This window comes from Streptomyces sp. NPDC002004 (genome assembly GCF_053593975.1).
The window spans coordinates 21,741-47,231 of record NZ_JBSFDP010000021.1 but is presented as its reverse complement, the minus strand read 5'-3'; the positions used below and the strand labels follow the sequence as shown (position 1 = coordinate 47,231).

The window sequence follows — 25,491 nt, the reverse complement described above, 5'->3', positions numbered from 1 at the left end:
GGCGGGCTTTCGCCCGCCGGAAAAAAAAGGGGGGCTTTCGCCTGCCCGCGGAGGGGGCTTTCGCCCGCCCGGGTCACGTCGACTTGACGTCGGCCAGGCGGGCGAAAACCACGACATTGCCCTCGTATCCACTCTGTTTGGTGAATCCGCCGCCGCAGGTGATGACCCGCAGCTCCGGGACCCCAGTGTCCCCGTACACCTTGTTCCCGGGGAAGTTCTCCTTGGAGAAGACCTCGACGCCGTAGATGTCGAAGACGGCGGTCTTGCCGTCCGCGCGCCGTACTTCGACGTGATTTCCCTTCTTCAGCGACCCGAGTCCGTAGAACACGGCCGGGCCCTTCGTGTTGTCGACATGGCCGACGATCACGGCCGTGCCCTTCTCGCCGGGCGCGGCCGCGCCGCTGAACCAGCCGGCGAGATTGGGGTCGTCGGGCGGCGGGGCGTCCACCCAGCCGTCGGCGTCGAGCCCCACCGGCATGATGGGCGCGTCCACTTGGATCGCCGGGATGGCGACCCGTTCGGCCATCGAGAACGGCAGCGGCGCGGGCGCCTTGCCACCCGACGAGGCGGGTGTCCGGCTGTCCGCGGCCGCGGCGGACGCGGGTTGCGGCGGCCCGACGTCGAATTCGCCCGATCCGTTGCGGATCAGTGCGAGGCCGGACAGCAGAACAAGCGCTATCACGCCCCACGGCGCTCGCTTTCGGGGCCGTTCCTCCTGTTCGAGCAATTGGGACGAAGACATTCTCTATCCCCTCTCGACGCGGTGTGCTTACCGCGTCCCTTGCGCGTATAGGAACGCTAAGGGCCCTGCCGCCGACGGGCGACAGGACAGTGGCGAACGGGTGGCGGGCACATGATCGTGAGCCATCCGGGGACATCCCGCGCAGGAATTTTTTTACGGTCCGTGACCTGCGGTGATGCCCCTCAACTCGGTTATCTGACGGTGTGTTCGCTCACCGGGACGGGCGATTCCCGAAATGCGGGTCCGAGCAGGGCAACTGAGGGTCAGTCTGAGAGGGCGTTCTCACCGATGCCGGGGACGGTTCCCCGGGGCGCCCTTCGGGAGGATTCCCATGCGAACAACTCGTGCCCTGGCTGTCTCGGCCGCCGCGGTTGCCGTGGCCGCCCTCGCCACGCCGGCCTTCGCCGGCGTCGGCGGTGAGGGCGGCGCCAACGGCGCCGGCGGCGGCAACGTCGCCGGTCCGGGCGGCGAACACGGCGGCAACGACGGAGGTGTCGGCGGGGACCGCGGTGGCGGTGGCGGTGGCGGCGGCGGTGGCGGCGGAATCGGCGGCGGCGGCGGTGTCGGCGGCGTCGGTGGTGTCGGCGGTGACCGCGGCGACCCGAGCAACATCACCGCCCTGCCCAGCGTCGTCGCACCCGGCGGCGTCCTGACCGTGACCGTCGACGGCAACTCGTGCCGTGTCAACGGCACCGTTCAGTCGCTCGCCTTCCCGCCCACCCGGCTCACCCCCATCGACGGCGGCGGCAACACCACCGGTGCGACCGTCCGTATCGACCGCAACGCGCGTCCCGGCCCCTACGACATCACCGCCATCTGCGGCACCCGCACGCTGACCCGTCCCGCTGCCTTCTCCGTGATCCGCGGCACGGTGCGCGGTGGCTTCGGCGGCAGCATCATCAGCGGCGCGACTCCGACCGACATGGCCATCGGCGGCGGCCTGGTGGCGTCGGCCGTGATCGGCGGCGGGGCGTTCTGGATGCGCCGTCGGGCCGAGGACACCTGACCCGAGAAACCGTCCGACAACAGCCCTTCTGGCCCCGGATCCCGAGGGATCCGGGGCCAGAGGCCGTATCACGAGCTTTCTTCTCCGGCCCGGCGCCGCGACCAGTACACTGCGGCGCCGAGGGAACCGGCGATCAACGCCGCGCCCATCCCGATCTGTCCGAGATCGGAGCGGCCGACGCTGCCGCCGATACCGGCCTTGACGCCGTGGTCGCCGTAGTCGCGTCCGTTGTCGTCGCGGCCGGAACCGCTGTCGTTGTCGTGGTCCGAACCGTTGTCGTCGCGGCCGGAACCGCTGTCGTTGTTGTGGTTCGAACTGTTGCTGTCCCGGCCGGAACCGCTGTCGTCGCGGCCGTAACCGCTGTCCGAACGGTCGCCGTTGCCGTTGCCGTTGTTGTTGCTGCTGTTGCCGTTGCCGTTGCCGTTGCCGTTGCCGTTGCCGTTGCCGTTGGTGTCGGACGCGATCGTCACCTCGTCGGTGTGCGCGCTGCTTCCGGAGCAGCGGAAGGTCACCGCGTACGAGGCTCCCTCTTTCGCGTCATTGGCGATGGCGGCCGTCACGGAGCCGCTGCTCTTGCCGATCGTGACGTCGTTGAAGACGCCCGAGGACACGACGGTGTCGCCGGCGCAGCCGGACGCCTTGAGCGTCAGCTTGCCGCCGGCGGCGATCGTGGCGGGCGAGACGCTCGTCTGGAACGCACCGGACATCGCGTCCGGTTTCTGGTCGTCGGCTGCGTATCCGAACGGATTGGTGAGGGCCAGGGCGCCGGCCCCGAGCAGAGCGGCCGAAGCGACGCGTATCGCGCGCATGGTGATTCCTCCAGGTCCCCGAGGAGCACTGCGGACCTTTTCCGCTCGCGTCGGAAATGCACCTCGATGCCCGAAACGCTAAGGAGGCGCGCGGGCCGCCGCGATCCGTGTCGCGCGAATGGGGCACACGCCTGGGCCACTCAGGGGACACGGGCCGCCCGGGCGGCACCCGGGTGGCCCATGGCCCCTCCCTCACCCGAGATGCGGGAACAGCATCCGGAAGGGTCCCGTGCTCGCCGTGACGCCCCGGCTGTACGGGTCGTCGAAGTCCCAGATCAGGAAGAGCAGGAACGCGATGAGCGCCGAGAACAGACCGGCCAGGATCAGCTCGCGCGGGGTACGCCGGATCTGCAGCGCGAACACCATCCCGATGGTGACCAGGGCGCCCGTGATCAGGCCGAACCACACGACCGGCGGCATCGTGGGCCCCGTCGCCTCGGCGCGGGCGTGACGCGCCTCGTCCACCGCGGTCACCTGGTCGACGAGCGGCTGATAGGCCTGCGCCTGGAAGTCCGACCTCGGCCGGTAGTCGGTGACGTCCCGGCGTACGTCCTCGAGCAGCCGGTCGCCCCGGGCGGTGAGGTGGCCGTGGTTCACCATGGTGCGCCACTCCGTGGTCACGACATGGCCGACGTACGTGTTGACATCGGTGCGGATCCGATCGCGGACGTCGGCGGGATACACCCGGACGCGCTCGCTGACCTCGTGCAGCGCCTGGGCCTCGGCGCGTACGTGGTCCTGGGCCTCGCTGCGTGCCTCCCACACGCCCGCGATGGCCAGGCCGAGCACGATCGCGTAGACCACGCCGATCATCATCGTGATGTATTCGATGACGTCCGGTGTCTCGTTCGGGTCGTCGTCATCGGTGATCCGGCGGTGCCGCAGCACCATCACCAGCAGCACCACGCTGCACGCGGCCACCATCGCGAGGGTGAGAACAAGCCATTCCGACATCGGAACCTCCGTTCGGTCAGCGGGGGCGCAGCGCGGCGACGGCGAACACCGCGGGAGCCGTGATGAGCAGGGTGAGAGTGACCACGGACGGCCCGCTGCGGACCGGCCGTGTCCGCGCCGCGGGGCGGTACTCCGGGTAGTGCACCGGTGTGGGGCGGGGGACGACACGGGGTGTGGGGGAGGGCTTCGGCGGCGGTGGAGGCGGTGGAGGCGGTGGTGGGGGAGGAGGCGGAGGTGGGGGAGGAGGAGGGGGTGGTGGGGCCGGTTCGGGCGGCGGAGGCGGCGGGGGCGCCGGCTTCGGGGGACGGGGCTTGGGGGCCGTACGGCAGACGGTGCCGTTCCCCGCGACCGCCACGTTGTCGCCGGTGCCCGCTTCGCCGATCGTGGCGATCGCGCAGTCGGCCGGGGCCGCCGCCACGGCGGCGTCCGCGATCGCGAGGGCTCCGACCGGCCAGGTCAGGGCCAACAGCGTCACCGCGCGCAGGGCGAGGGCGGATCGGGTCCGCTGAGATCGATGCACGTCCGAGAGCATGGGCGGCGCACCCCTCCGGCACTCCGAACCGGACGCCGATTGGCCCGAAGGTGGGGAGTGGAAGCGCCGAGGTTTGAAAGTGCCCAGGTCAGGGTGACCGTGCAGGTCCCGGGCGGGCCGGATTCCCGGTCCGGGAAAGTTTTTCTCCGGCGCATTGAACACATCCACCGTCACCGCCCGTACCTAGGGCCATGCGCGGCGCACCAGGCGTCTCGATGAGTAGCCCATACATGAACGGGAGTTGACGAAATGCAGCGTCGATCAGGGGGTTCCCCCCGGGCCTGGCGGAGTGCCTCCCTCGTAGCGACAGCTGCGGCCGTGCTGGCGCTCACGACGGCATGCGGCCAGGAAAACGCCGCCCAGAACACGGGCAGCCAGAACGTGGGCAACGCGGCAGCCGCGCAGGACAGTTACGGCTCCGGCGGCTCCGGTGGCTATGGCTCGGGCTCGGGCAACGGATACGGATCGGACGGCAAGGAAGCCGCCGGCGCGCAGAGCAAGTCCGCGGGCCAGCTGGCCGTCTGGAACAGCAAGGAGCTGGGCAAGGTCCTCACGGACAGCGCCGGCTGGACCCTCTACCGCTTCGACAAGGACACCGCGGAGCCGCCCGCCTCGAACTGTGACGGCGACTGCGCGAAGGCCTGGCCGGTGGTGCCCGCCGACGGTGCGATGGCCGCGCCCGGTGTGGACCCGTCGCTGCTCGGTTCCGTCACCCGCAAGGACGGCTCCAAGCAGCTCACCATCGACGGCTGGCCGATGTACCGCTACGCCAAGGACAAGAAGCCCGGCGATGTGAAGGGCCAGGGCGTGGGCGGTATCTGGTGGGCCGCCGCCCCCGACGGCAAGAAGGCGTCTCCCGGCTCCGCCAAGCCCGCCGACCTGCCGGGCCTGTCCACCCGCAAGGACCCCAAGCTCGGCACGGTCGTCGTCGACAAGAACGGCATGACGGTCTACCGCTTCCTGAAGGACAAGGCATGGCCGAAGTCGGTGTCGAACTGCACCGGCGCCTGCCTGGAGAAGTGGCCGGCCGTCGCACCGGTCGCCCCGAACGACACCAAGGGTGTCCAGAAGAAGGGCCTCATGGGCTTCACGCGGCCCGACGGCACCAAGCAGATGACCATCAACTGCTGGCCCGTGTACACGTTCTCCGGTGACCAGAAGCCGGGTGACACCAACGGCCAGGGCGTGGGTGGCACCTGGTACGCGGTGGCGCCCGACGGCAAGCCGATCGGCGCGCCCGCCAAGTAGATCGCCCCGGATCGCCGCTCCGGGCGTGTCCGACCCCCCCTCAGTCCGCTCCTTCCGCACCATGGAAGGAGCGGACTGAGTTTTTTCGGTTGAGTTCGGAATGATGGGGTTCTTCTTCGTATACCGTCCATACGGCACGTGCCGGAGGCAGTGACCGAGAACGGACGCCCAATTTCCGTTTCGACTCGCTCCGTTGGCGGGCGATCAGTAGCCTCGGCTCGAACACCGGCTCGCCTACGCCTTGGAGACTTTGATGGAGCGTCCCGCCTGGGCCCCACAGGGCATCGACATCTCGGTGCCGAGCGTGTCGCGGATCTACGACTACTACCTGGGCGGTTCGCACAACTTCGAGGTCGACAGGGAAGCGGCCCGCAGGGCCATGGAGTTCATGCCGGGACTCCCCAAGATCATGCAGGCGAATCGTGCCTTCATGCGCCGAGCGGTACGGTACGCGGCCGAGCAGGGCATCACCCAGTTCCTGGACATCGGCTCCGGCATCCCCACTTTCGGCAATGTCCACGAGGTCGCCCAGTCCGCCAGCCCCGGCGCCCGAGTGGTGTACGTGGACCACGATCCGGTAGCCGTCGCGCACAGCCGCGCCGTGCTCGAGGGGAATGCCGACGCCGGCGTCGTCGCCGCGGATCTGCGCAAGCCCCGCGACATCCTGACCAGCGAGCCCGTCGTCAGGCTCCTCGACCTCGGCCGGCCGGTCGCGCTGCTCCTCGTCGCCGTCCTGCACTTCCTGGAGGACGCCGACGACCCGTACGCCGCCGTCGCCGAACTCCGTGACGCACTCGCCCCCGGCAGTCTGCTGATCGTCACGCACGCCGCGCTGGACGGCATACCCGTGCCCGCCGAACAGGCCGGCGGCGCGGTCGGCGTCTACCGCGACATACGCAGTCCACTGATCATGCGCACGCGCGACGAGATCGCGCGGTTCTTCGAGGGATACGACATGGTGGAGCCCGGCCTCGTGCCGATGCCGCAGTGGCGGCCCGACACGTCCGAGGAGGAGGATCCCTACTCCTTCTCGGGTTACGGCGGCGTGGGGCGTACGGCGTGACCGCGGAGCCGGACAGCCCGGAGGACAGACTGCGCAGGTTCGCCACGATCTGGAGCCGGGCGATCTTCCCGGTCACGGCGACCTCGCTCACCCGGCCCGAGTTCGAGGGACAGCTCGTACCGCTCGCCCGGCGGCTGCGCGACGCGCTGCGCGCCCGCACCTTCGACGCGTCCGAGGGCCACGCCGTCGGAGCCGCGCTGATCGGCGCGCACTGCACCGACCCGGAGTCGCTCAGCCGCACCCTCGACGTGGTCGACGCCTACCTCGTGCTGTACTGCGGCGCCGACGGACCCACCGAGGAGCAACGGACCCGCTCGTCGCGGCTGCAGCATGCGGTCGCCGCCGGGTTCGCCCGGGCGCTGCGCGAGCGCACCCTCGCCGAGCAGGAGGCCATTTCCAAGGCGGCGCTCAGCGCCAACTCCGAGGTGGCACAGGCGCTGCACGCCTCCGAGGCCCGCTTCCGCGCCGTCTTCGAGGGCGCCGCGATCGGCATCGGGATCGCCGACCTCGACGGCACCGTCCTGGAGGTCAACGACGCCCTGGTCCGCATGTTCGGGGGCGCCGGGCACCTCGTGCGCCGGCGCAACGTGATGGAGTGGACCCATCCGGACGACGCGCCGCACGTGTGGAAGCTCTACGACGAGCTGGTGCGCGGCGAACGCGAGCACTACCGCGTGGAGAAGGCGTTCTACCGTCCCGACGGCACCGTCCTGTGGACCAACCTCACCGTGTCGCTGCTGCGGGACGCCGACGGCGTACCCCACTACCAGCTCGCGCTGATGGAGGACACCACCGAGCGCCGGCTGCTCAATCTGCGGCTGCGCTACGAGGCCACCCACGACGCGCTCACCGGCCTGCCCAACCGCACGCTGTTCTTCGAACGTCTGGAGAAGGCGCTCGCCGCGGGCGAGGGCATGCGCTTCGGGCTCTGCTACCTCGACCTCGACGGCTTCAAGACCGTCAACGACAGCCTCGGGCACGCGGCGGGCGACCGTCTCCTCGTCGAGGTCGCCGACCGGCTCCAGTCCTGCGCCACCGCGTCGGGCGAGATGGTCGCCCGGCTCGGCGGCGACGAATTCGTGGCGCTGACCACCGGACGCGACACCCAGCACGAGGTCGACGAGCTCGCCGGGCGGATCATGAACGCCCTGTCCACGCCCATCCGCCTCGACGGCCGCGAACTCACCGTCCGCGGCTCCATCGGCATCGTGGAGGGACCCGCGGGCGAGCGCGGCGCGGCCGAGGTGCTGCGCAGCGCCGACATCACGATGTACCGGGCCAAGTCCGCGGGCGGCAACCGCTACGAGCTCGCCGACCCCGAGGCCGACGCGCGCGCCATCACCCGGCACGGGCTGACCACGGCGCTGCCCACCGCGCTGGAGCGCGGCGAGTTCTTCATCGAGTACCAGCCGCTGGTGCACCTCGCCGACGGCAGCGTGCGCGGCGCGGAGGCGCTGGTGCGCTGGGCGCACCCGCAGCACGGACGGCTCGGACCGGACCGCTTCATCCCGCTCGCCGAGCACACCGGCCTGATCGTGCCGCTCGGGCGCTGGGTCCTCGAGGAGTCCGCGCGCCAGGCCCGGGCCTGGCAGGAACGCCACGCCGACGCCGGGCCGCTGCGCGTCAACGTGAACCTCTCCCCGTGCCAGCTGAACCACCCCGGACTGGTCGCCGACACCGTCGACATCCTGGAGCGCTCCGGACTCCAGCCGTCCGCGCTGTGCCTGGAGGTGACCGAGTCCGCGCTGATCGGCGCCGACGACGATCTGCTGAAGCCGCTGCACCGGCTCGCGGAGATGGGCGTCGACATCGCGCTGGACGACTTCGGCACCGGCTACTCGAACCTGGCGAATCTGCGGCGCCTGCCGGTGAGCGTGCTCAAACTCGACCGGTCGTTCACGCAGGGCATGCAGCAGTTCCCGGCCGACCCGATCGACATGAAGATCGTCGAGGGGATCGTGTCCCTCGCCCACAGCCTCGACCTGGCGGTCACCGTCGAAGGCGTCGAGACCGGTGCGCAGGCCGATCAGCTGCGCGAACTCGGCTGCGACACCGCCCAGGGCTGGTACTACGCCCGCCCGGGCCCGCCGGACCGCCTCCACGAGCTGGCCCTGGCGGACGCCACGACCTGACCCCGGGGGCGGGTCAGCGCTCGAGGAGCATCCGCTGGAGTTCCCGCGCCGCCCTGGGCGGCGCGACATCGCTGCGGTGGGCGAGGGCGATGGTCCGGTGCAGACCGGGCCGGGCCAGGGGAGTGACCCGCAACCCCTGGCCCGCCCGGGTCGCCACCATGCGAGGGACGACGGCGACACCGAGCCCGGCACGTACGAACCCGAGCACCGCGTCCATCTCGCCGCCTTCCACGGCGAAGTCCGGCTCGAAGCCCTCGGCGCGGCACGCGGCCACGGTCAGCTCCCGCAGGTCGTACCCATGGCGGAACATCACCAGCCGCTCGCCCTCCAGATCGGCGACCCGGACCGTCCGGCCACGGCTCCGCCCGGGCGTGGGCGCCTCCGGCGACGACACCACGACCAGGTCCTCGCGAAGCACCTCCACCGTCGTCAGCGCCGGCGACGGCGTGGGCAGCGGCAGCACGACGAGCGCCAGATCCAGGGCGCCGCGCGCCAGCTCCCGCACCAGATCGTGCGACCCGCCCTCCTCGATCAGCAGCCGGATCCCCGGATACCGGTCGTGGAAGGTGCGCAGCACATCCGGCAGCAGACCCGTGCAGACGCTGGGGGTCGCGCCCAGCCGCACCCGTCCCCGCCGCAGCTGCGCCAGCTCCTGCACCTCCAGGCGTGCCGTGTCCGCGTCCGCGAGGATCCGCCGGGCCAGCGGGAGCAGTGCCTCCCCGGCGTCCGTCAGCGTGATGTTGCCGCGCGCCCGCAGGAACAGATCGGCGCCCAGCTCCCGCTCCAGCGCACGGATCTGCTGGGACAGCGACGGCTGGGCCACGTGCACCAGCTCGGCGGCCCGGGTGAAGTGCCGGGCCTCGGCGACCGCCACGAAGTACTGGAGCTGCTGGAACTGCATGCCCCCAGCGTACGGGTCCGATAGGCCCTGCCTATGGAAATGAGCCGGACCATGTCTTGGACCGATCGCCTCCCGCGCCCCTACCGTGCCAGTCATGGCTCTGGCAACGCGGACGGATCGACGGCCGTCCATCACGCGCACGCTGTGGGACTCGTCCGTCGGCAAGAAGACAGTGATGGCCGTGAGCGGCCTGGTGATGCTGCTCTACTTGGTCGTCCACATGATCGGCAACCTGAAGATCTTCTTCGGGGCGGGCGAGTTCAACCACTACGCGCACTGGCTGCGCGTGGTCGGCGAGCCCTTCATGCACTACGAGTGGACCCTCTGGCTCGTCCGCGTCGTGCTCGTCGCCGCCGTCGTCGCGCACGCCACCTCCGCGTACCAGCTGAGCCGCCGCGACATCAGGGCGCGCCCCCGTACGTACGTGCACAGGAAGCGGCGCGCGAGCTACGCGACCCGCACCATGCGCTGGGGCGGGATCATCCTCGGCCTGTTCATCGTCTGGCACCTGCTCGACCTGACCACCGGAACCGTGCACTCCGGCGGCTTCCAGTCCGGCCACCCCTACCAGAACGTCGTCGACACCTTCTCCACCTGGTACGGCGACGTGATCTACATCGTCGCGATGCTCGCGCTCGGACTGCACGTCCGGCACGGCTTCTGGAGCGCCGCGCAGACCCTCGGCGTGGGCAGCCGCACCCGCGACCGCATCCTCAAGACCATCGCCAACGTCCTTGCCCTCGTGCTGACGGTGGGCTTCGTCTCCGTACCCGTCGCCGTCATGACCGGAGTGGTGAGCTGACCATGACCCCTCGCCCCGAGTATCCCGCCTACGCCGCCTACACGACCGGGGAGCCGGTCGCCGACACCAAGGCGCCGACCGGACCGATCGCCGAGCGCTGGGACACGCGCCGCTTCGAGGCGAAGCTGGTCAACCCGGCCAACCGCCGCAAGCACACCGTCATCGTCGTCGGCACCGGCCTCGCCGGCGGCTCCGCGGGCGCCACCCTCGCCGAACAGGGCTACCACGTCGTCCAGTTCTGCTACCAGGACTCGCCGCGCCGCGCGCACTCCATCGCGGCCCAGGGCGGCATCAACGCGGCGAAGAACTACCGCAACGACGGCGACTCGGTCCACCGCCTCTTCTACGACACCGTCAAGGGCGGCGACTTCCGCGCCCGCGAGTCGAACGTGCACCGCCTCGCCCAGATCTCCGTCGAGATCATCGACCAGTGCGTCGCGCAGGGCGTGCCGTTCGCCCGCGAGTACGGCGGTCTCCTCGACACCCGCTCCTTCGGCGGCGTCCAGGTGTCCCGCACCTTCTACGCCCGCGGCCAGACGGGCCAGCAGCTGCTGCTCGGCGCCTACCAGGCGCTGTCCCGGCAGATCGCGGCCGGCAACGTCGAGCTGCATCCGCGCACCGAGATGCTCGACCTGATCGTCGTCGACGGCCGCGCCCGCGGCATCGTCGCCCGCGACCTGGTCACGGGCCGGATCGACACGTACTTCGCGGACGCCGTGGTGCTCGCGTCCGGCGGCTACGGCAACGTCTTCTACCTGTCGACGAACGCCATGAACTCCAACGCGACCGCGATCTGGCGGGCGCACCGGCGCGGCGCCTGGTTCGCCAACCCCTGCTTCACCCAGATCCATCCGACCTGCATCCCGCGCACCGGCGACCACCAGTCCAAGCTGACGCTGATGAGCGAGTCGCTGCGCAACGACGGCCGCATATGGGTGCCGAAGGCCAAGGGCGACACCCGGCCGCCGAACCTGATCCCCGAGGACGAGCGCGACTACTACCTGGAGCGCATCTACCCCTCCTTCGGCAACCTCGTGCCGCGCGACATCGCCTCGCGCGCCGCGAAGAACGTCTGCGACGAGGGCCGCGGCGTCGGCCCCGGCGGCCAGGGCGTGTACCTCGACTTCGCCGACGCCATCGCGCGCCTGGGCCGCACGGCCGTCGAGGCCAAGTACGGCAATCTCTTCGACATGTACCAGCGGATCACCGACGAGGATCCGTACGAGGTGCCGATGCGGATCTACCCCGCAGTGCACTACACGATGGGCGGCCTCTGGGTCGACTACGACCTGCAGACCACCGTTCCCGGCCTCTTCGCGATCGGCGAGGCCAACTTCTCCGACCACGGCGCCAACCGCCTGGGCGCCTCCGCGCTCATGCAGGGTCTCGCGGACGGCTACTTCGTGCTCCCGTCGACGATCAACGACTATCTGGCGCGCAACCCGCACAAGGACGAGGTGGGCGACACCCACCCGGCCGCCGTGGCCGCCGTCCGGGAGACCGAGGACCGGCTCGCACGGCTCCTCGCCGTGGACGGCGACCGCACACCCGACTCCTTCCACCGGGAACTCGGCGAACTGATGTGGGAGTTCTGCGGCATGGCCCGCACGGACGACGGACTGCGCAAGGCCCTGTCGCGCATCCCGGAGATCCGCGAGGAGTTCTGGCGCCGCATCAAGGTCCCGGGCACCGGCGAGGAGTTCAACCAGTCGCTGGAGAAGGCCAACCGCATCGTCGACTACCTGGAGCTCGCCGAGCTGATGTGCCTCGACGCACTGCACCGGGCCGAGTCCTGCGGCGGCCACTTCCGCGAGGAGTCCCAGACCCCCGACGGCGAGGCCGCGCGCGACGACGACGCGTTCTCCTACGCCGCCGCCTGGGAGTTCACCGGTACCGGTGCGCCCCCCACCCTGCACAAGGAAGACCTCGTCTTCGAGTACGTCCACCCCACCCAGCGGAGCTACGCATGAAGCTCACCCTGCGCGTCTGGCGCCAGAAGAACACCGACGCCGACGGTGCCATGTCCACGTACGAGGTGGACGGAATCTCCCCGGACATGTCCTTCCTGGAGATGCTCGACACGCTCAACGAGGAGCTCATCCTCCGGGGCGAGGACCCGGTCGCCTTCGACCACGACTGCCGCGAGGGCATCTGCGGCGCCTGCTCGCTCGTCATCAACGGCGACGCGCACGGACCGGAGCGCACCACCACCTGCCAGCTGCACATGCGGTCCTTCCGCGACGGCGCCACGATCGACGTCGAGCCCTGGCGCGCCGCCGCCTTCCCGGTCGTCAAGGACCTGGTCGTGGACCGTTCCGCCTTCGACCGGATCATCCAGGCCGGCGGCTACGTCACCGCGCCGACCGGCTCGGCGCCCGAGGCCCACGCCACGCCGGTGCCGAAGGCGGACGCCGACTTCGCCTTCGAGCACGCCGAGTGCATCGGCTGCGGCGCCTGCGTGGCCGCCTGCCCGAACGGCGCGGCGATGCTGTTCACCTCGGCCAAGGTCAACCACCTCAATGTGCTGCCGCAGGGTGGCCCCGAGCGCGAGACGCGAGTGCTCGACATGGTGGCGCAGATGGACGAGGAGGGCTTCGGCGGCTGCACCCTCGCCGGGGAATGCGCGACCGCGTGTCCGAAGGGCATCCCGCTGTTCTCGATCACCAGCATGAACAGGGAGTGGCTGCGTGCCACCCGCAAGGCGGGCGGGCGCTGAACGGAGCGCGCTGGGGGAGGCGGCGGTGGGCCCGGAGGGACGCACCGCCGCCTCTGCCGTTCAACAGCCGCACATCCACTCTCCTGACGCCGGTCACGCCAAGGCCAGCGGGCGACGGAAGAACGGTAGCGACATGGAGCCGAACCACAGGGTCCGTGTCTCCTCCGGGCTCCCGGCTGCTCCGCGGGTGCAAGGGGGACTCCCATCCCGCTCACCGGCCCGCCCCGCTCGCGACCAGGAGAGACCATGACCGCCGTCCCCGTCCTGCACGCCCCCGCGCCCCCGGCACCCGGCGGCGCCCGCTACACCGTCACGCTCGCCCGTGACGAGGCCGATGTGCGCGCCGCGCAGCGGCTGCGCCACGAGGTCTTCGCCGGGGAGATGGGCGCCCTGCTCGCCACGCCGGAGCCGGGACTCGACATCGACCCCTTCGACGCGTACTGCGACCACCTCCTCGTGCGCGACACCACGACCGGGCAGGTCGTCGGCACCTACCGGCTGCTGCCGCCCGAGCGGGCCGCGGTCGCCGGGCGGCTGTACTCGGAGAGCGAGTTCGACCTGGCGCCCCTCGCCGCGATCCGCCCCGGGCTCGTCGAGGTGGGCCGGTCCTGCGTCCACCCCGACCACCGCGACGGCGCCGTCATCGGGCTGATCTGGGCCGGGATCGCCCACTACATGGTGCGTGGCGGCCACGAGTGGCTGGCGGGCTGCTGCTCGCTCCCGCTCGCCGACGGCGGTGCGCTCGCCGCGAGCACCTGGGACCGGGTCGAGGCCAGGCACCTGGCGCCGGAGGAGTACCGGGTGCGCCCCCTGCTCCCCTGGTCCCCCGAGGGCGTCGTACGCCCCGCCACGCGCACCGAGCTTCCCGCGCTCCTGCGCGGCTACCTCCGCCTCGGCGCCTGGGTGTGCGGGGCACCGGCCCACGACCCCGACTTCGGGGTGGCCGACCTGTACGTGCTGCTGTCGATGCGCCGGGTCAACCCCCGCTACCTGCGGCACTTCCTGTCGCTGGTGCCCTCCTGATGACCACCGTCGGCACGGTGCACGGGGTGCCGCCGGCCGTGCCCCACGGTGCCACGCCGGCGCAGCACACGCCGGCGGACGCCCCGGCGCCGGCCGGTCCGGTCAACGTCTGGCTGCCCACCGCGCCGTGCACGCCCGAGGCCTGCGCGGGCGCCGCACGCGGCGGGCCCGCGGCGATCCGTGCCGTGCCGCGGCTCGCCGTGCTCGCCGTGGTCGTGCTGGTCGGCATCGTGCTGTCGCCGTTCGTGGCCCGGTGCCGGGCAGGGCTGCGGGACCGGCTCGTCAGCGGGTGGTGCCGGGCGGTCGTCCGCGCCGTGGGGGTGCGGATACGTATCGGGGGCGGCCCCGTACCGGAGGGCGGCGTCCTCGTCGTCGCCAACCACATCTCGTGGCTGGACATCCCCCTGCTCGCCGCCGTGCGGCCGGCGCGGATGCTCGCCAAGTCCGAGGTGGGCACCTGGCCCGTGGCGGGCCGGCTGGTGGCGCGGGGCGGTGCGCTCTTCATCGAACGGGACCGGATACGTGCCCTGCCGGCCACGGTGGCCCGGATCGCGGGGGCCCTGCGCGCCGGCTCCGCCGTGGTCGCCTTCCCCGAGGGGAGTACCTGGTGCGGGCGGGCACAGGGCCGGTTCCGCCGCGCGGTGTTCCAGGCCGCCCTCGACGCGGGCGTCCCGGTCCAGCCGGTGCGGCTGCGATACCGCGCCGACGGCGGACGGACGGCGACGGCCGCCGCGTTCGTCGGCGACGACACTCTCGGCGCCTCGCTGTGGCGGGTGGCGACCGCGCACCGGCTGGTCGCCGACGTCGAGGTGCTCGCGCCCCTGACGGCCGACGGCACCACGGACCGCCGTGGGCTCGCCCGCGCGGCCGAGGCGGCGACGACCGGGTCCGGCACCCTTCCCGCGCCCCGCGCCGCCGGTGGGGTCGACCCGGGTCCCGCCCACCTCTGACGCTGCGTCACCTGCCTGCGGTACCGTCCCCGCATGTACCCGGGAGCGTACGACCCCGCCAGGACGGCCGTCGTCACCGCGGACGGCGGCCGGAGCCTGACGTACGGACAGCTCGAGGAACGCTCGCTGCGGCTCGCTGACCACCTGCGGGCCGCGGGGCTCGGCAGAGGCGACCACATCGCCGTGCTCTCCGACAACGATCCGCGCGTCCTCGAGGTCTACTGGGCCGCGATGCGGTCGGGCCTCTACCTCACCGCCGTCAACCACCACCTCAGCGCCGACGAGGCCGCCTACATCGTGCGGGACTGCGGCGCCCGCGCGCTCGTCGTGGCCGGTGCGCTCGAGGACCTGGGCGCCGCGGTGACCGGGGCGGTGCCCGGCCTGCCCGTCCGGCTGGGCTTCGACGACGGCAGCTACGAGAAGGCACTGGCCGCCGCCTCGCCCGTCCCGCCCGCCCACCAGCCGCGCGGGACCGACATGCTCTACTCGTCCGGCACCACCGGCCGGCCCAAGGGCATCGAACCGGCGCTCCCCGAGGGGGACGTGCGCGAGGAGCCCACGGCCTACACCGCCCTCTTCCAGCCCATGTACGGCTTCGGCGAGGACACCGTCTACCTCTGCCCCGCACCGCTCTACCACGCCGCGCCGCTGCGCTTCTGCGCTGTGATCACCGCGACGGGCGGCACCGTCGTGCTGATGGACGCCTTCGACGCGCAGGGCGCGCTCGCGGCCGTCGCACGGCACCGGGTCACCCACAGCCAGTGGGTGCCCACCATGTTCGTACGGATGCTGAAACTGCCCCGGTCCGTGCGCGAGCGGTACGACCTGTCCTCGATGAAGGTCGCCATCCACGCGGCGGCGCCCTGCCCCGTCGAGGTCAAACGGCGGATGATGGAGTGGTGGGGCCCCGTGCTGTACGAGTACTACGCGGCCACCGAGGGCAACGGCATCACGTTCATCGGCCCGGACGAATGGCTCCGCAGGCCCGGCTCCGTCGGCCGCGCCGGCCTCCTCGGCGAGCTGCGGATCTGCGGCGACGACGGCAGGGAACTGCCGCCCGGCGAGACCGGCACCGTCTACTTCGCACGGCCGGAACTCCCCTTCCGGTACCACAACGACGACGCCCGCACGCGCGAGGCGCAGCATCCCGCCCATCCCACCTGGACCACGACCGGGGACATCGGGCACGTCGACGAGGACGGCTATCTCTTCCTCACCGACCGGCGCGCCTTCGTGATCATCTCCGGCGGTGTCAACATCTATCCGCAGGAGACCGAGGACTGCCTCGTCCTGCATCCCGCGGTCGCCGACGTGGCGGTCGTCGGGGTTCCGGACCCCGAGATGGGCGAGGCGGTCAAGGCGGTCGTGCAGCCCGCGCAGGGCGCAACACCCGGGGCCGCCCTGGAGCGCGAGCTCATCTCCTTCGTGCGCGAGCGCATCGCCCACTACAAGGCACCGCGCAGCGTGGACTTCACGGGCGAACTGCCGAGGACGCCGACGGGGAAGCTCGCGAAGTCGGTGCTGCGCGAGCGGTACTGGGGCGAGGGCCCGCAGGGGTGACTCCCCGGTCCCGCCGCCTCCCGTCACCGCGGTGCTCCACCACCCCGCCCCGTCACCCGGACCCGCCCACCGGTTGATACGGCCCCCTCACCCGGAACGGCCCCGCCCACCGGTGGGAACGGCCCCTCCGCGAACGCCGGAGGGCCCTTCCCCCGTCCTACCCGCCCAGCGCCCGCGCGAGGTACGGCGCCGTCCGGCTGCCCGCCGCGCGGGCCACCTCGGCCGGCGGGCCGGCCGCGACCACGCGGCCCCCCGCGTCACCGCCTCCCGGCCCGAGGTCCACGACCCAGTCGGCCCCGGCCACCACACTCATGTCGTGCTCGACGACCACCACCGAATGCCCCGCGTCGGCCAGCCCGTGCAACTGCCGCATCAGCACCTCGACATCCGCCGGATGGAGCCCGGTCGTCGGCTCGTCGAGGAGGTAGAGGGTGTGCCCGCGCCGCACCCGCTGGAGCTCGCTCGCGAGCTTGATCCGCTGCGCCTCCCCGCCCGACAGCTCGGTCGCGGGCTGCCCGAGCCGGAGATAGCCGAGCCCGACGTCGAGGAGCGCCTCCAGACTGCGCAGCACCGGCGGCGTGTCCGCGAAGAACTCCGCGGCGGCCTCCACCGTCAGGTCCAGCACCTGCGCGATGGTCCGGCCGGCGTACGTCACCTCCAGCGTCCCGGGGTTGTAGCGGGCGCCCCCGCAGTCCGGGCACGGGGCGTACGTACTCGGCAGGAACAGCAGCTCCACCGAGACGAACCCCTCGCCCTGGCAGGTCTCGCACCGGCCGCCCGCGACGTTGAACGAGAAGCGGCCGACGCCGTACCCGCGCGCCCGTGCCCCGTCGGTCGCCGCGAACGCCTTGCGCACCACGTCGAACAGGCCCGTGTACGTGGCCAGGTTGGAGCGCGGCGTGCGGCCGATGGGTTTCTGGTCGACCACGACCAGCCGGCCCACGCCCGCCAGCTCCTCCGTGACCTCGCCGATCAGGGTGGACTTGCCCGAGCCCGACACGCCCGTCACCGCGGTGAACGCGCCCAGCGGCAGGCGCGCCGTCACCCCCCGCAGGTTGTGCCGGGTCACCGGCCCCACCGTCACCCAGCCGCGCGGCTCCCGGACCCGGCGCTCGCGCGCCGGGGAGCGGTCGAAGAGGAAACGGGCCGTCGCGGACTCCGCGACGTGCTCCAGCTCGCCGACCGGCCCGCTGTGCAGCACCCGGCCGCCGTGTACGCCCGCGCGCGGTCCCACGTCGACGAGCCAGTCGGCGTGCCGCACGATGTCCAGGTGGTGCTCCACGACGAACACCGAGTTGCCGGCGGCCTTGAGCCGGTGCAGCACCCCGAGCAGGGCCTCCGTGTCCGCCGGATGGAGGCCGGCCGACGGCTCGTCCAGGACGTAGACGACACCGAAGAGCCCCGACCGCAGCTGGGTGGCCAGCCGCAGCCGTTGCAGTTCGCCCGCGGACAGCGACGGCGTCGTTCGGTCCAGACTGAGATAGCCCAGGCCCAGTTCGGTGACCGTCGCGATGCGGGCCCGCAGGTCCTCGGTGAGGACCCGGGACGTCTCGGAGCCGCCGGTGCCCTGCAGCACCTCCGCGAGGTCCGCGAGCGGCAGCGCGGCCAGCTCGGCGATAGTGCGCCCCCCGAACGTCACCGCCAGCGCCTCGGCCCGCAGCCTGCTGCCCTCGCACACCGGGCACGGCGTGCTCCGGAGGAACCGCTCAGCCTTCGAGCGCAGCGTCTGGCTCCTGGTGTCCGAGAACGTCTTGAGGACATAGCGCCGGGCGCTCATGTAGGTGCCCTGGTAGGGGCGTTGGATCCGGCCGGCCTCGCGGACCGGGTGGACCGTCACCACGGGCTGCTCGTCCGTGAACAGGATCCAGTCGCGTTCCTCCTGCGGCAGCTCCCGCCACGGCCGGTCCACGTCGTGGCCGAGCGCGTCGAGGATGTCCCGGAGGTTCTTGCCCTGCCAGGCGCCCGGCCAGGCGGCGACGGCACCCTCGCGGATCGACAGCGACGGGTCGGGGACGAGCAGGTCCTCCGTCGTGCGGTGCACCCGCCCCAGGCCGTGGCACTCGGGACACGCTCCGGCGGGCGTGTTCGGCGAGAAGGCGTCCGAATCGAGGTGCGGCGCGCCCTCCGGGTACTCTCCCGCGCGCGAGAACAGCATGCGCAGGGAGTTGGACAGGGTCGTGACCGTGCCCACGGAGGAGCGGGAAGTGGGCGACGAGCGCCGCTGCTGGAGCGAGACCGCGGGCGGCAGGCCGGTGATCTCGGCGACCTTCGGCGCCCCCACCTGGTGGATCAGCCGACGTGCGTACGGCGCGACCGACTCGAAGTAGCGGCGCTGCGCCTCGGCGTAGAGGGTGCCGAAGGCCAGCGAGGACTTTCCCGAGCCGGAGACACCCGTGAACACGGCGAGCACATCGCGCGGGATGTCGACGTCGACGCTCCGCAGATTGTGCTCGCGGGCGCCGCGCACCCGGACGTACGGATCGTGGGGGTGTGCCATGGGGCGGGCTCCGAGCGGTGTCGCCGTACTGCGTACGTGGGGGACAAACCCCACGATTCTAGGCTCCTCCCGTGCCCCGGCCGGGGCCGGCCCGTGAGCCGTCCGGCGAACCCCCGTCGCGACGGGGCGCCGGGGGCGGCGGATCGGGTCGACGCGGGGGAACGGCGCCCGGCGCCTGCGCTCACACCGCCGTCAGACCCGCGAGCCGCGCCAGGCGCCGGAAGGAGTCGTCGAGCGCGTCCCGGTCGTGCGTGTTCGTGGTGACCAGCACCTCCTGCGCCCCGCTCTCCTTGATCAGCGTCTCCAGACCGTGGGCCACCTCGTCCTCGGTCCCGTACAGCTGGCCGCGCAGGTTCTGCTCGTAGAACTCGCGCTCCTTCGCGGTCATCGGCAGCGACCCGATCCGCTCGGCCGGGGCGAGCGGAGGGAAGTCGCCGTGGGTGCGCGCGTGGGCCATCGCCCAGGCCTCAGGGATCAGCAGCCGGTACGCCTCGTCGGAGGTCGCCGCCACGGCCACCGTGCCCGAGACGACCACATGGGGTTCGGCGGACCAGGGCGACGGGCGGAACGCGGCACGGTAGCGGTCGATCGCCCGGAGCATCCGCTCCCGGCCCCTGAGGTCGCCGATCACCAGCGGCAGCCCCGCCTCGGCGGCGATCCCCGCGCCCTCACCGGTCGCGAGTACGAACGGCGGCACCGAAAGCCCTTCGGCGGGACGCGCGTGCACGCCCGTCGGGGAGGTGCCCCGGAACCAGCCCAGCAACTCGGCCAGCTGGGCGGCGAAGTCATCGGCGCCGGCGTCGTCCTTGTTCCGGCCGAGTGCCGTGCGCACCCCGCCGGTGAAGCCGACCGAGCGCCCGATGCCCATGTCGATCCGGCCGGGGAAGAGCGATTCCAGCACGCCGAACTGCTCGGCCACCACGAGTGGTCGGTGGTTCGGCAGCATGACACCACCGGTGCCGACGCGGATGCGGCGGGTGGCCGCCGCGACGGCCGCAGCGAGGACGGTGGGTGCCGAGCCGGCCACGCCGGGGACACCGTGGTGCTCGGAGACCCAGAAGCGGTGATAGCCCAGTTCCTCGGCGCGCTGCGCCAGGCGCACGGTGTCGCGCAGGGCCGCCGGGGCGTCGTGCCCCTCGCGGATGCGCGAACGGTCGAGTACGGAGAACCGGGTCTCGCGGATCACTGAGCTGCTCACCCCCGGTACAACGCTGCGGCGGCGCCAGGATTCCCGGCACACCCTAGGGTGGCCCGGTGACGCACGACGACATACCCCTGGCCGTCTTCGACCTGGACGGCACCCTCGCCGACACCGCGCACCGGCAGCACTTCCTGGAGCGGACACCGCGCGACTGGAACGGCTTCTTCGCCGCGGCCCCGGAGGACCCGCCGCTCGACGAGGGCATCGCGCTCGTCCGGGAGCACGCGGCCGTGTGCGAGGTGGTGTACCTCACCGGGCGGCCCGAGCGGTGCCGCGCGGACACCGCCGCGTGGATCGTGGCGCAGGGGCTGCCCGAGGGGCGCATCTGGATGCGCCGCGACGACGACCGGCGGCCCGCACGCCTGACCAAGCTGGAGGTCCTGCGCCGGCTCGCCCGCGGCCGCGACGTCCGGGTGCTCGTCGACGACGACGAACTGGTGTGCGCGGACGCCGAACGCGCGGGCTTCGCCGTCGTACGGGCACGCTGGGCGCGTACGTCACGCGCGCTGCGGGACGCGCAGCAGCGCGCGGGACGCACCTGAGCGCCTCCGGGCCCGTGCCGCGTGTCGGCCCTACGCCGCGTGGTCCCCTTCGTCCAGCCGGAAGCCGACCTTCAGGCCGACCTGGTAGTGCTCGATCCGGCCGTTCTCGATCTGGCCGCGCACCTGGGTCACCTCGAACCAGTCGAGGTTCCGGAGCGTCTGCGAAGCCCGGGCGATGCCGTTCTGAATGGCCTTGTCGAGGCCCTCGTGGGAGGTGCCGACGATCTCGGTGACACGGTAGGTGTTATCGGTCATGAGGGGTGTTTCTCCTCTTCGCGACAGTACGGGGCCTCCGCGGCATTGCGGTGCCACTCCACCGTAAAGGGGACGGCGGCGGCCCACCTCCCGGCCGCCGCCGTACGCGCCCCTACCGCACCGTGCTCAGCGACAGCGCGAACCGGCCCGCCCGGTCCGTCCACCAGTGGGTGAGGTCCAGGTCCGCGGCGGCCAGTTCGGCGCGCACGCCCTCCTCGCGGAACTTCGCGGAGATCTCGGTGCGCAGCTCCTCGCCGCGCTCGAAGTCGACGACGAGTTCCAGCGCCGGGATCTTCACGCTCAGCCCGTGACGGGCGCGCAGCCGCATCTCGATCCACTCGCGCCCGGCGTCCCACACCGCGACGTGCTCGAAGTCGTCCGGGTCGAAGTCGGCGCCGAGTTCGCGGTTGACGACGTGCAGGACGTTCTTGTTGAACGCCGCCGTCACGCCCGCCGCGTCGTCGTACGCCGCCACCAGCACCGACTCGTCCTTGACCAGGTCGGTGCCGAGCAGCAGCGTGTCGCCCGGCGCCAGCAGCCCGTGCACCGCCGTCAGGAAGGCCGCACGCTCCTCCGGCAGCAGATTGCCGATGGTGCCGCCCAGGAACGCGACGAGACGCGGCCCCGGCGTGCCCGGCAGAACGATCCCGCGGGTGAAGTCGGCGATCATCGCGTGCACGTTCAGCTCGGGCCGCTCCGCGAGGAGCGCCTTGCCGGCCTGCTCCAGCGCGCTGTCGCTCACGTCGACCGGCACGTAGGTGTGCAGCCCGGGCAGTTCGTCCAGGAGGTGGCGGGTCTTGTCCGAGGAGCCGGAGCCCAGTTCGACGAGGGTGCGCGCACCGGTGGCGGCGGCGATCTCCGCGGCCCGGTCGAGCAGGATCTCGCGCTCCGCGCGCGTCGGGTAGTACTCGGGCAGGGTGGTGATCTCGTCGAAGAGGTCGCTGCCCCGCGCGTCGTAGAACCACTTGGGCGGCAGCGTCTTGGGGGTTCTGCCGAGGCCGTGCAGGACGTCGGAGCGCAGCGCGGCGCCCGTCGCGTCCTCGGGCAGGGTGCGGGTCATCTGGAACGGGCTCACGCGGTCGGCTCCTTGAGTGGGGTCAACAGGACGTCGGTGCGGCTCGCGGCGAGCAGGGTGCGGTCGGGCACCTGCCGCCAGTGCGGATCGTCGTCGTAGGGCTCGGACGCCACGACGGTGCGGCGGCCGGGTTCGGCGAGATACCAGAGCGTGTCCCCCCAGGCGGTCGCGGCGATCGTCTCGCCGCTCGTGAGCAGCAGGTTGAGCCGGGATCCCGGCGCCGCCTCGGCGACCTCGGCGACGGTGTCGGCGAGCGCCTGGCCCTCCGTGTCGCCGGACCGCAGCCGGTGCAGGACCAGTGCCCAGACGAACGCGGCGTCGCAGCGGGCCTCCAGGGACAGCAGCTCGACGGCGGGCAGTGCCGCGGCGAGCCGGGCGACGGACTGCGGCCAGCCGGCCACGGCGCCGTTGTGGCTGAACAGCCACGGCCCCGCGGCGAACGGCGCCGCCGCGGCCTCCCCGTCGGCGGTGGCGACGGTCGCGTCCCGCACAGCCGCCAGGAACGCGCCCGAGCGCACCACACGCGTCAGGTCCGCGTAGGAGGGGTCCGCCCAGACGGGACCCGGCCTGCGGTACCGGGCGGGCACCGGGTCGCCCTCGGCGTACCAGCCGACGCCGAAGCCGTCCGCGTTGACCGTGCCGTACCGCTGGTGCCGCGGAGCCCACGACTGCCGGTACAGGGAGTGCGGCGGTTCCATCAGGATCTCGCCGAAGGGCACGGGCGGGCCCAGATAGGCCAGATGCCTGCACATCAGACCACCCCCGCCACACCGTCGGCAGGCGTGACGTTCCGTGCCGTGCGGAAGCCGGAGAAGATCTGCCGGCGCATGGGGTAGTCCCAGTTGCGGAACGTGCCCCGGCACGCCACCGGGTCCACTGCGAACGAACCGCCGCGCAGCACCTTGTACTCGGGCCCGAAGAACACCTCCGAGTACTCCCGGTACGGGAAGGCCACGAATCCCGGATAGGGCAGGAAGTCGCTGGACGTCCACTCCCACACGTCGCCGATCAACTGCCGTACGCCGAGCGGTGACTCGCCCGCCGGATAGCTGCCCGCGGGTGCGGGCCGCAGATGCCGCTGCCCGAGGTTGGCGTGCTCGGGCAGCGGGTCGTCATCGCCCCAGGGGTGGCGCAGCGAGCGCCCGGACGCAGGGTCGAAGCGCGCGGCCTTCTCCCACTCGGCCTCCGTCGGCAGCCGGCGACCGGCCCAGCGCGCATACGCGTCGGCCTCGTACCAGCTGACGTGCAGCACCGGCTCGTCCGGCGGCACCGGTTCGGTCGCACCGAACCGTCGGCGCAGCCACTGACCGCCCTCGCGCCGCCAGAACAGCGGCGCCGTGATCCCGTGCTCCCTGATGTGACTCCAGCCGTCGGGGGCCCACCAGCGCTCGTCGTCGTAGCCCCCGTCCTCGATGAAGTGCTGGTACGCGCCGTTCGTCACCGGGGTGGTGTCGATGAAGAACGGCGGGACGAGCCGGTGGTGGGCGGGGCGCTCGTTGTCCAGCGCCCACGGCTCGTCGGATGTGCCCATGGTGAACGCGCCGCCCGGGACGAGCACTTCGGCGGGGCCGGCGAACTCCGGCGCGGGCTGCGGGTCCGGGGCGTGCAGGGCCACCGGGCCGCGCCGCAGCTGATGGGTGATCAGCATGGTCTCGTCGTGCTGCTGCTCGTGCTGCGCGACCATCCCGAACGCGAACCCCGCGTCGGTCAGCGGCGAGCCGTGGAACGGTGTCCTCTCCAGCACGTCGAGCACCCGCCCGCGCACCTGGGCCGCATAGGCGCGGGCCTCGGCGGGCGGCAGCAGCGGCAGCGAAGGACGCTCCGCGCGCGGATGCTCGAAGGCGTCGTACAACGGGTCTATCTCGGGCCGGATCGCGGCGTGCCCGCCGACGGCCCGGAGCAGCCACAGCTCCTCCTGGTTGCCGATGTGCGCGAGGTCCCACACGAGCGGCGACATCAACGGCGAGTGCTGGGCGGTCAGATCCGGTTCCTCGACGCAGGTGGTGAGCAGCGCGGTGCGCTCGCGGGCGGCGAGCAGCGCGGTCAGGGCGCGCTCCCGCAGGGACTGCGGGTCGACGGTCGTGTTCTCGGTCATAGGAGGGCGTCCTTCCCCTGCGCGGTGAATCGGTCGATCAGGTCGTCCGCGGGGCAGCGCCCCCGTGCCACGTACCGCTCGTCGTACGCGGCGACCAGGGCCATGACCTCGTCGGTGGCTCCGAGCCTGGGCAGCGCCTCGAGGGCAGCCCGGAAACAGATGACGGCGATCTCGTGCAGCTCCGGGTCGGTGAGGGCGTCGCGGGCGGCGCCCAGCCACAGCGCGTTGCACGGCGCGGGCAGCGGACCGGACCGCTCGTCCAGCGACTTCACCGCGCGGTACGCGGTCTCGGTGGCCTCGGGGTCGTCGAACAGCGCCGCCGTTACGGCGACCGGCACGATCCAGCCGTCGTCACCGGGCTGCGCGTCGATCATCCGCAGTTCCAGGTGGCCGCGCGGCCGCACCGGAGGGAAGAGCGTCGTCAGGTGGTAGGCGAGGTCCTCGGGGGTGGGCGGGCGCGGTGCGCCGGTGCGCGTCCAGGCCCGGAAGCTGAGCCCGTCGGGCACGATCCACGGCCCCTCGTCGCAGCGCACGCACATCACGGGGGCGTCGAGGACGCGCCGGGTCCAGGCCGCACGCGGATCGCCGTCCAGCGCCGGTGCCGCCGACCGGCCCGGCTCGATGAACGCCCACAGGGACTGGCGGGTGGAGCGCCAGCCGGTGGGACGGCCGTGCAGCAGCGGGGAGTTGGCGAACGCGGCGACCAGCACGGGGCCGAGGAGATGGGCGAGCCGCCAGCGCCGCCCGTGCCCGAGCGGTCCGGGTTCCTCGTACCCGGCGTCCAGGCACACCTGGACGGACGCGGAGGAGCACATCATGCCGCGGCCGGCCGGCCCGGCCCGGTCGAGATAGGCCTCCATGGCGTCGTACCGGGGTTCACGCAGCAGCCGCGCCGGCGGCCGGCAGGGGTCGGTGCCCAGTCCGGTGAGCGTGAGGCCCAGCGGCAGAAGTGCCCCGCGGACCGCGGCGAGGTCGGCCTGCAGGGCCGACACGCACTCCGTCAGGGAGGCGGCGGGGAGCGAGCTGAGCTCCAGCTGGCCGCCGGGTTCGACGGTGAGCGCCGAACGCAGGGGCAGCGCCCGCAGTGCGGCGTAGGCCGCGTCGAGGCGGGCGGGCGGTACACGGTGGTGGGGCCGGCGCGGGTCGTGGACGAGCCACTCCAGCTCGGCACCGAGCACGGCGGGCGGGCCTGTCTTGAAACAGATGCCCTGCACGAGCGTTTCGGCCTGGTTCTCGGTGATCACCGAACCAGGCTCCGTACAGACTCCCTCGGTCATCTCGGGATCCTCCTGATCCTCGGACGGGCGTCGTCCGTCCCACCCAAGACGGTGGTACGCGATCGCACAAGGGCGCATGTTGAAACGGAAAATTCTGTTGAGGCGGCGTAC

At 72.3% G+C, this 25,491-nt stretch carries 23 protein-coding genes; 11 read left to right on the top strand and 12 right to left on the bottom strand.

What is annotated here, in order from left to right:
• Positions 1-73 precede the first annotated feature (73 nt).
• Positions 74-742, bottom strand: coding sequence for a class F sortase (locus tag ACWCP6_RS25685; RefSeq protein ID WP_450934902.1), 669 nt, complete (start codon positions 740-742; stop codon positions 74-76).
• Positions 743-1,073: 331 nt separating this feature from the next.
• On the opposite strand from ACWCP6_RS25685, the gene ACWCP6_RS25680 reads away from it, so the two are divergent.
• Entirely contained in the window at positions 1,074-1,748 is a 675-nt protein-coding gene (locus tag ACWCP6_RS25680) for a hypothetical protein (RefSeq protein WP_450934901.1), read from the top strand.
• Between the two features lie 68 nt (positions 1,749-1,816).
• Here the strand turns inward: ACWCP6_RS25680 and ACWCP6_RS25675 are convergent, their stop codons facing one another.
• The 3 genes from ACWCP6_RS25675 to ACWCP6_RS25665 form a co-directional block, all read right to left on the bottom strand.
• Positions 1,817-2,557 (bottom strand): hypothetical protein, encoded by a 741-nt coding sequence (locus tag ACWCP6_RS25675; protein WP_450934900.1) that lies wholly within the window; start codon positions 2,555-2,557, stop codon positions 1,817-1,819.
• Between the two features lie 192 nt (positions 2,558-2,749).
• A complete protein-coding gene (locus ACWCP6_RS25670) occupies positions 2,750-3,511 on the bottom strand; it encodes a bestrophin-like domain (protein WP_450934899.1) in 762 nt (253 codons plus the stop codon).
• Positions 3,512-3,527: 16 nt separating this feature from the next.
• Positions 3,528-4,031 carry a hypothetical protein gene (locus tag ACWCP6_RS25665; RefSeq protein WP_450934898.1) on the bottom strand — a complete coding sequence of 168 codons (504 nt, stop codon included), beginning with the start codon at positions 4,029-4,031 and terminating at the stop codon, positions 3,528-3,530.
• A gap of 261 nt (positions 4,032-4,292) precedes the next feature.
• Between ACWCP6_RS25665 and ACWCP6_RS25660 the strand changes: the two genes are divergently transcribed.
• From ACWCP6_RS25660 to ACWCP6_RS25650, 3 genes are all read left to right on the top strand, one after another.
• On the top strand, positions 4,293-5,291 hold the full coding sequence (locus ACWCP6_RS25660) for an SCO0930 family lipoprotein (protein WP_450934897.1): 999 nt from the start codon (positions 4,293-4,295) through the stop codon (positions 5,289-5,291).
• A 253-nt stretch (positions 5,292-5,544) separates the two neighbouring features.
• A complete protein-coding gene (locus tag ACWCP6_RS25655; protein WP_450934896.1) occupies positions 5,545-6,354 on the top strand; it encodes an SAM-dependent methyltransferase in 810 nt (269 codons plus the stop codon).
• Positions 6,351-8,486, top strand: a complete 2,136-nt coding sequence (locus ACWCP6_RS25650; protein ID WP_450934895.1) for a putative bifunctional diguanylate cyclase/phosphodiesterase — start codon at positions 6,351-6,353, stop codon at positions 8,484-8,486. Before ACWCP6_RS25655 ends, ACWCP6_RS25650 begins: the two co-directional genes overlap by 4 nt.
• 13 nt (positions 8,487-8,499) lie before the next feature.
• Here the strand turns inward: ACWCP6_RS25650 and ACWCP6_RS25645 are convergent, their stop codons facing one another.
• The gene (locus ACWCP6_RS25645; protein WP_450934894.1) at positions 8,500-9,387 is read right to left on the bottom strand and encodes a LysR family transcriptional regulator; all 888 of its coding nucleotides are present in this window, start codon (positions 9,385-9,387) and stop codon (positions 8,500-8,502) included.
• A gap of 130 nt (positions 9,388-9,517) precedes the next feature.
• Between ACWCP6_RS25645 and ACWCP6_RS25640 the strand changes: the two genes are divergently transcribed.
• The 6 genes from ACWCP6_RS25640 to ACWCP6_RS25615 all read left to right on the top strand — a co-directional run bounded on the left by ACWCP6_RS25640 (position 9,518) and on the right by ACWCP6_RS25615 (position 16,438).
• A complete protein-coding gene (locus ACWCP6_RS25640) occupies positions 9,518-10,189 on the top strand; it encodes a succinate dehydrogenase (protein ID WP_450934954.1) in 672 nt (223 codons plus the stop codon).
• Between the two features lie 2 nt (positions 10,190-10,191).
• A complete protein-coding gene (locus ACWCP6_RS25635; RefSeq protein WP_450934893.1) occupies positions 10,192-12,159 on the top strand; it encodes a fumarate reductase/succinate dehydrogenase flavoprotein subunit in 1,968 nt (655 codons plus the stop codon).
• Positions 12,156-12,905: a succinate dehydrogenase/fumarate reductase iron-sulfur subunit gene (locus ACWCP6_RS25630; protein WP_450934892.1), complete on the top strand. Its 750-nt coding sequence runs from the start codon at positions 12,156-12,158 to the stop codon at positions 12,903-12,905. Before ACWCP6_RS25635 ends, ACWCP6_RS25630 begins: the two co-directional genes overlap by 4 nt.
• A gap of 246 nt (positions 12,906-13,151) precedes the next feature.
• Positions 13,152-13,928 carry a GNAT family N-acetyltransferase gene (locus tag ACWCP6_RS25625; protein ID WP_450934891.1) on the top strand — a complete coding sequence of 259 codons (777 nt, stop codon included), beginning with the start codon at positions 13,152-13,154 and terminating at the stop codon, positions 13,926-13,928.
• Positions 13,928-14,878, top strand: a complete 951-nt coding sequence (locus ACWCP6_RS25620) for a lysophospholipid acyltransferase family protein (protein ID WP_450934890.1) — start codon at positions 13,928-13,930, stop codon at positions 14,876-14,878. Before ACWCP6_RS25625 ends, ACWCP6_RS25620 begins: the two co-directional genes overlap by 1 nt.
• A gap of 33 nt (positions 14,879-14,911) precedes the next feature.
• Positions 14,912-16,438, top strand: a complete 1,527-nt coding sequence (locus ACWCP6_RS25615; RefSeq protein ID WP_450934889.1) for an acyl-CoA synthetase — start codon at positions 14,912-14,914, stop codon at positions 16,436-16,438.
• A 157-nt stretch (positions 16,439-16,595) separates the two neighbouring features.
• Here the strand turns inward: ACWCP6_RS25615 and ACWCP6_RS25610 are convergent, their stop codons facing one another.
• Positions 16,596-18,935, bottom strand: a complete 2,340-nt coding sequence (locus ACWCP6_RS25610) for an ABC transporter (RefSeq protein WP_450934888.1) — start codon at positions 18,933-18,935, stop codon at positions 16,596-16,598.
• A 181-nt stretch (positions 18,936-19,116) separates the two neighbouring features.
• The gene (locus ACWCP6_RS25605; protein WP_450934887.1) at positions 19,117-20,133 is read right to left on the bottom strand and encodes an LLM class flavin-dependent oxidoreductase; all 1,017 of its coding nucleotides are present in this window, start codon (positions 20,131-20,133) and stop codon (positions 19,117-19,119) included.
• A gap of 56 nt (positions 20,134-20,189) precedes the next feature.
• On the opposite strand from ACWCP6_RS25605, the gene ACWCP6_RS25600 reads away from it, so the two are divergent.
• Positions 20,190-20,678, top strand: coding sequence for a phosphatase domain-containing protein (locus ACWCP6_RS25600; protein WP_450934886.1), 489 nt, complete (start codon positions 20,190-20,192; stop codon positions 20,676-20,678).
• Between the two features lie 30 nt (positions 20,679-20,708).
• Here ACWCP6_RS25600 and ACWCP6_RS25595 read toward each other — a convergent pair whose 3' ends face one another.
• The 5 genes from ACWCP6_RS25595 to egtA all read right to left on the bottom strand — a co-directional run bounded on the left by ACWCP6_RS25595 (position 20,709) and on the right by egtA (position 25,380).
• The gene (locus tag ACWCP6_RS25595) at positions 20,709-20,933 is read right to left on the bottom strand and encodes a dodecin (RefSeq protein WP_450934885.1); all 225 of its coding nucleotides are present in this window, start codon (positions 20,931-20,933) and stop codon (positions 20,709-20,711) included.
• Positions 20,934-21,045: 112 nt separating this feature from the next.
• Positions 21,046-22,008 (bottom strand): L-histidine N(alpha)-methyltransferase, encoded by a 963-nt coding sequence (gene egtD, locus ACWCP6_RS25590; protein ID WP_450934884.1) that lies wholly within the window; start codon positions 22,006-22,008, stop codon positions 21,046-21,048.
• Positions 22,005-22,760, bottom strand: a complete 756-nt coding sequence (gene egtC / locus ACWCP6_RS25585; protein ID WP_450934883.1) for an ergothioneine biosynthesis protein EgtC — start codon at positions 22,758-22,760, stop codon at positions 22,005-22,007. Before egtC ends, egtD begins: the two co-directional genes overlap by 4 nt.
• Positions 22,760-24,103, bottom strand: a complete 1,344-nt coding sequence (gene egtB, locus ACWCP6_RS25580) for an ergothioneine biosynthesis protein EgtB (protein WP_450934882.1) — start codon at positions 24,101-24,103, stop codon at positions 22,760-22,762. The genes egtC and egtB overlap by 1 nt, the downstream gene beginning before the upstream one ends.
• Entirely contained in the window at positions 24,100-25,380 is a 1,281-nt protein-coding gene (egtA, locus tag ACWCP6_RS25575; RefSeq protein ID WP_450934881.1) for an ergothioneine biosynthesis glutamate--cysteine ligase EgtA, read from the bottom strand. The genes egtB and egtA overlap by 4 nt, the downstream gene beginning before the upstream one ends.
• Positions 25,381-25,491 lie beyond the last annotated feature (111 nt).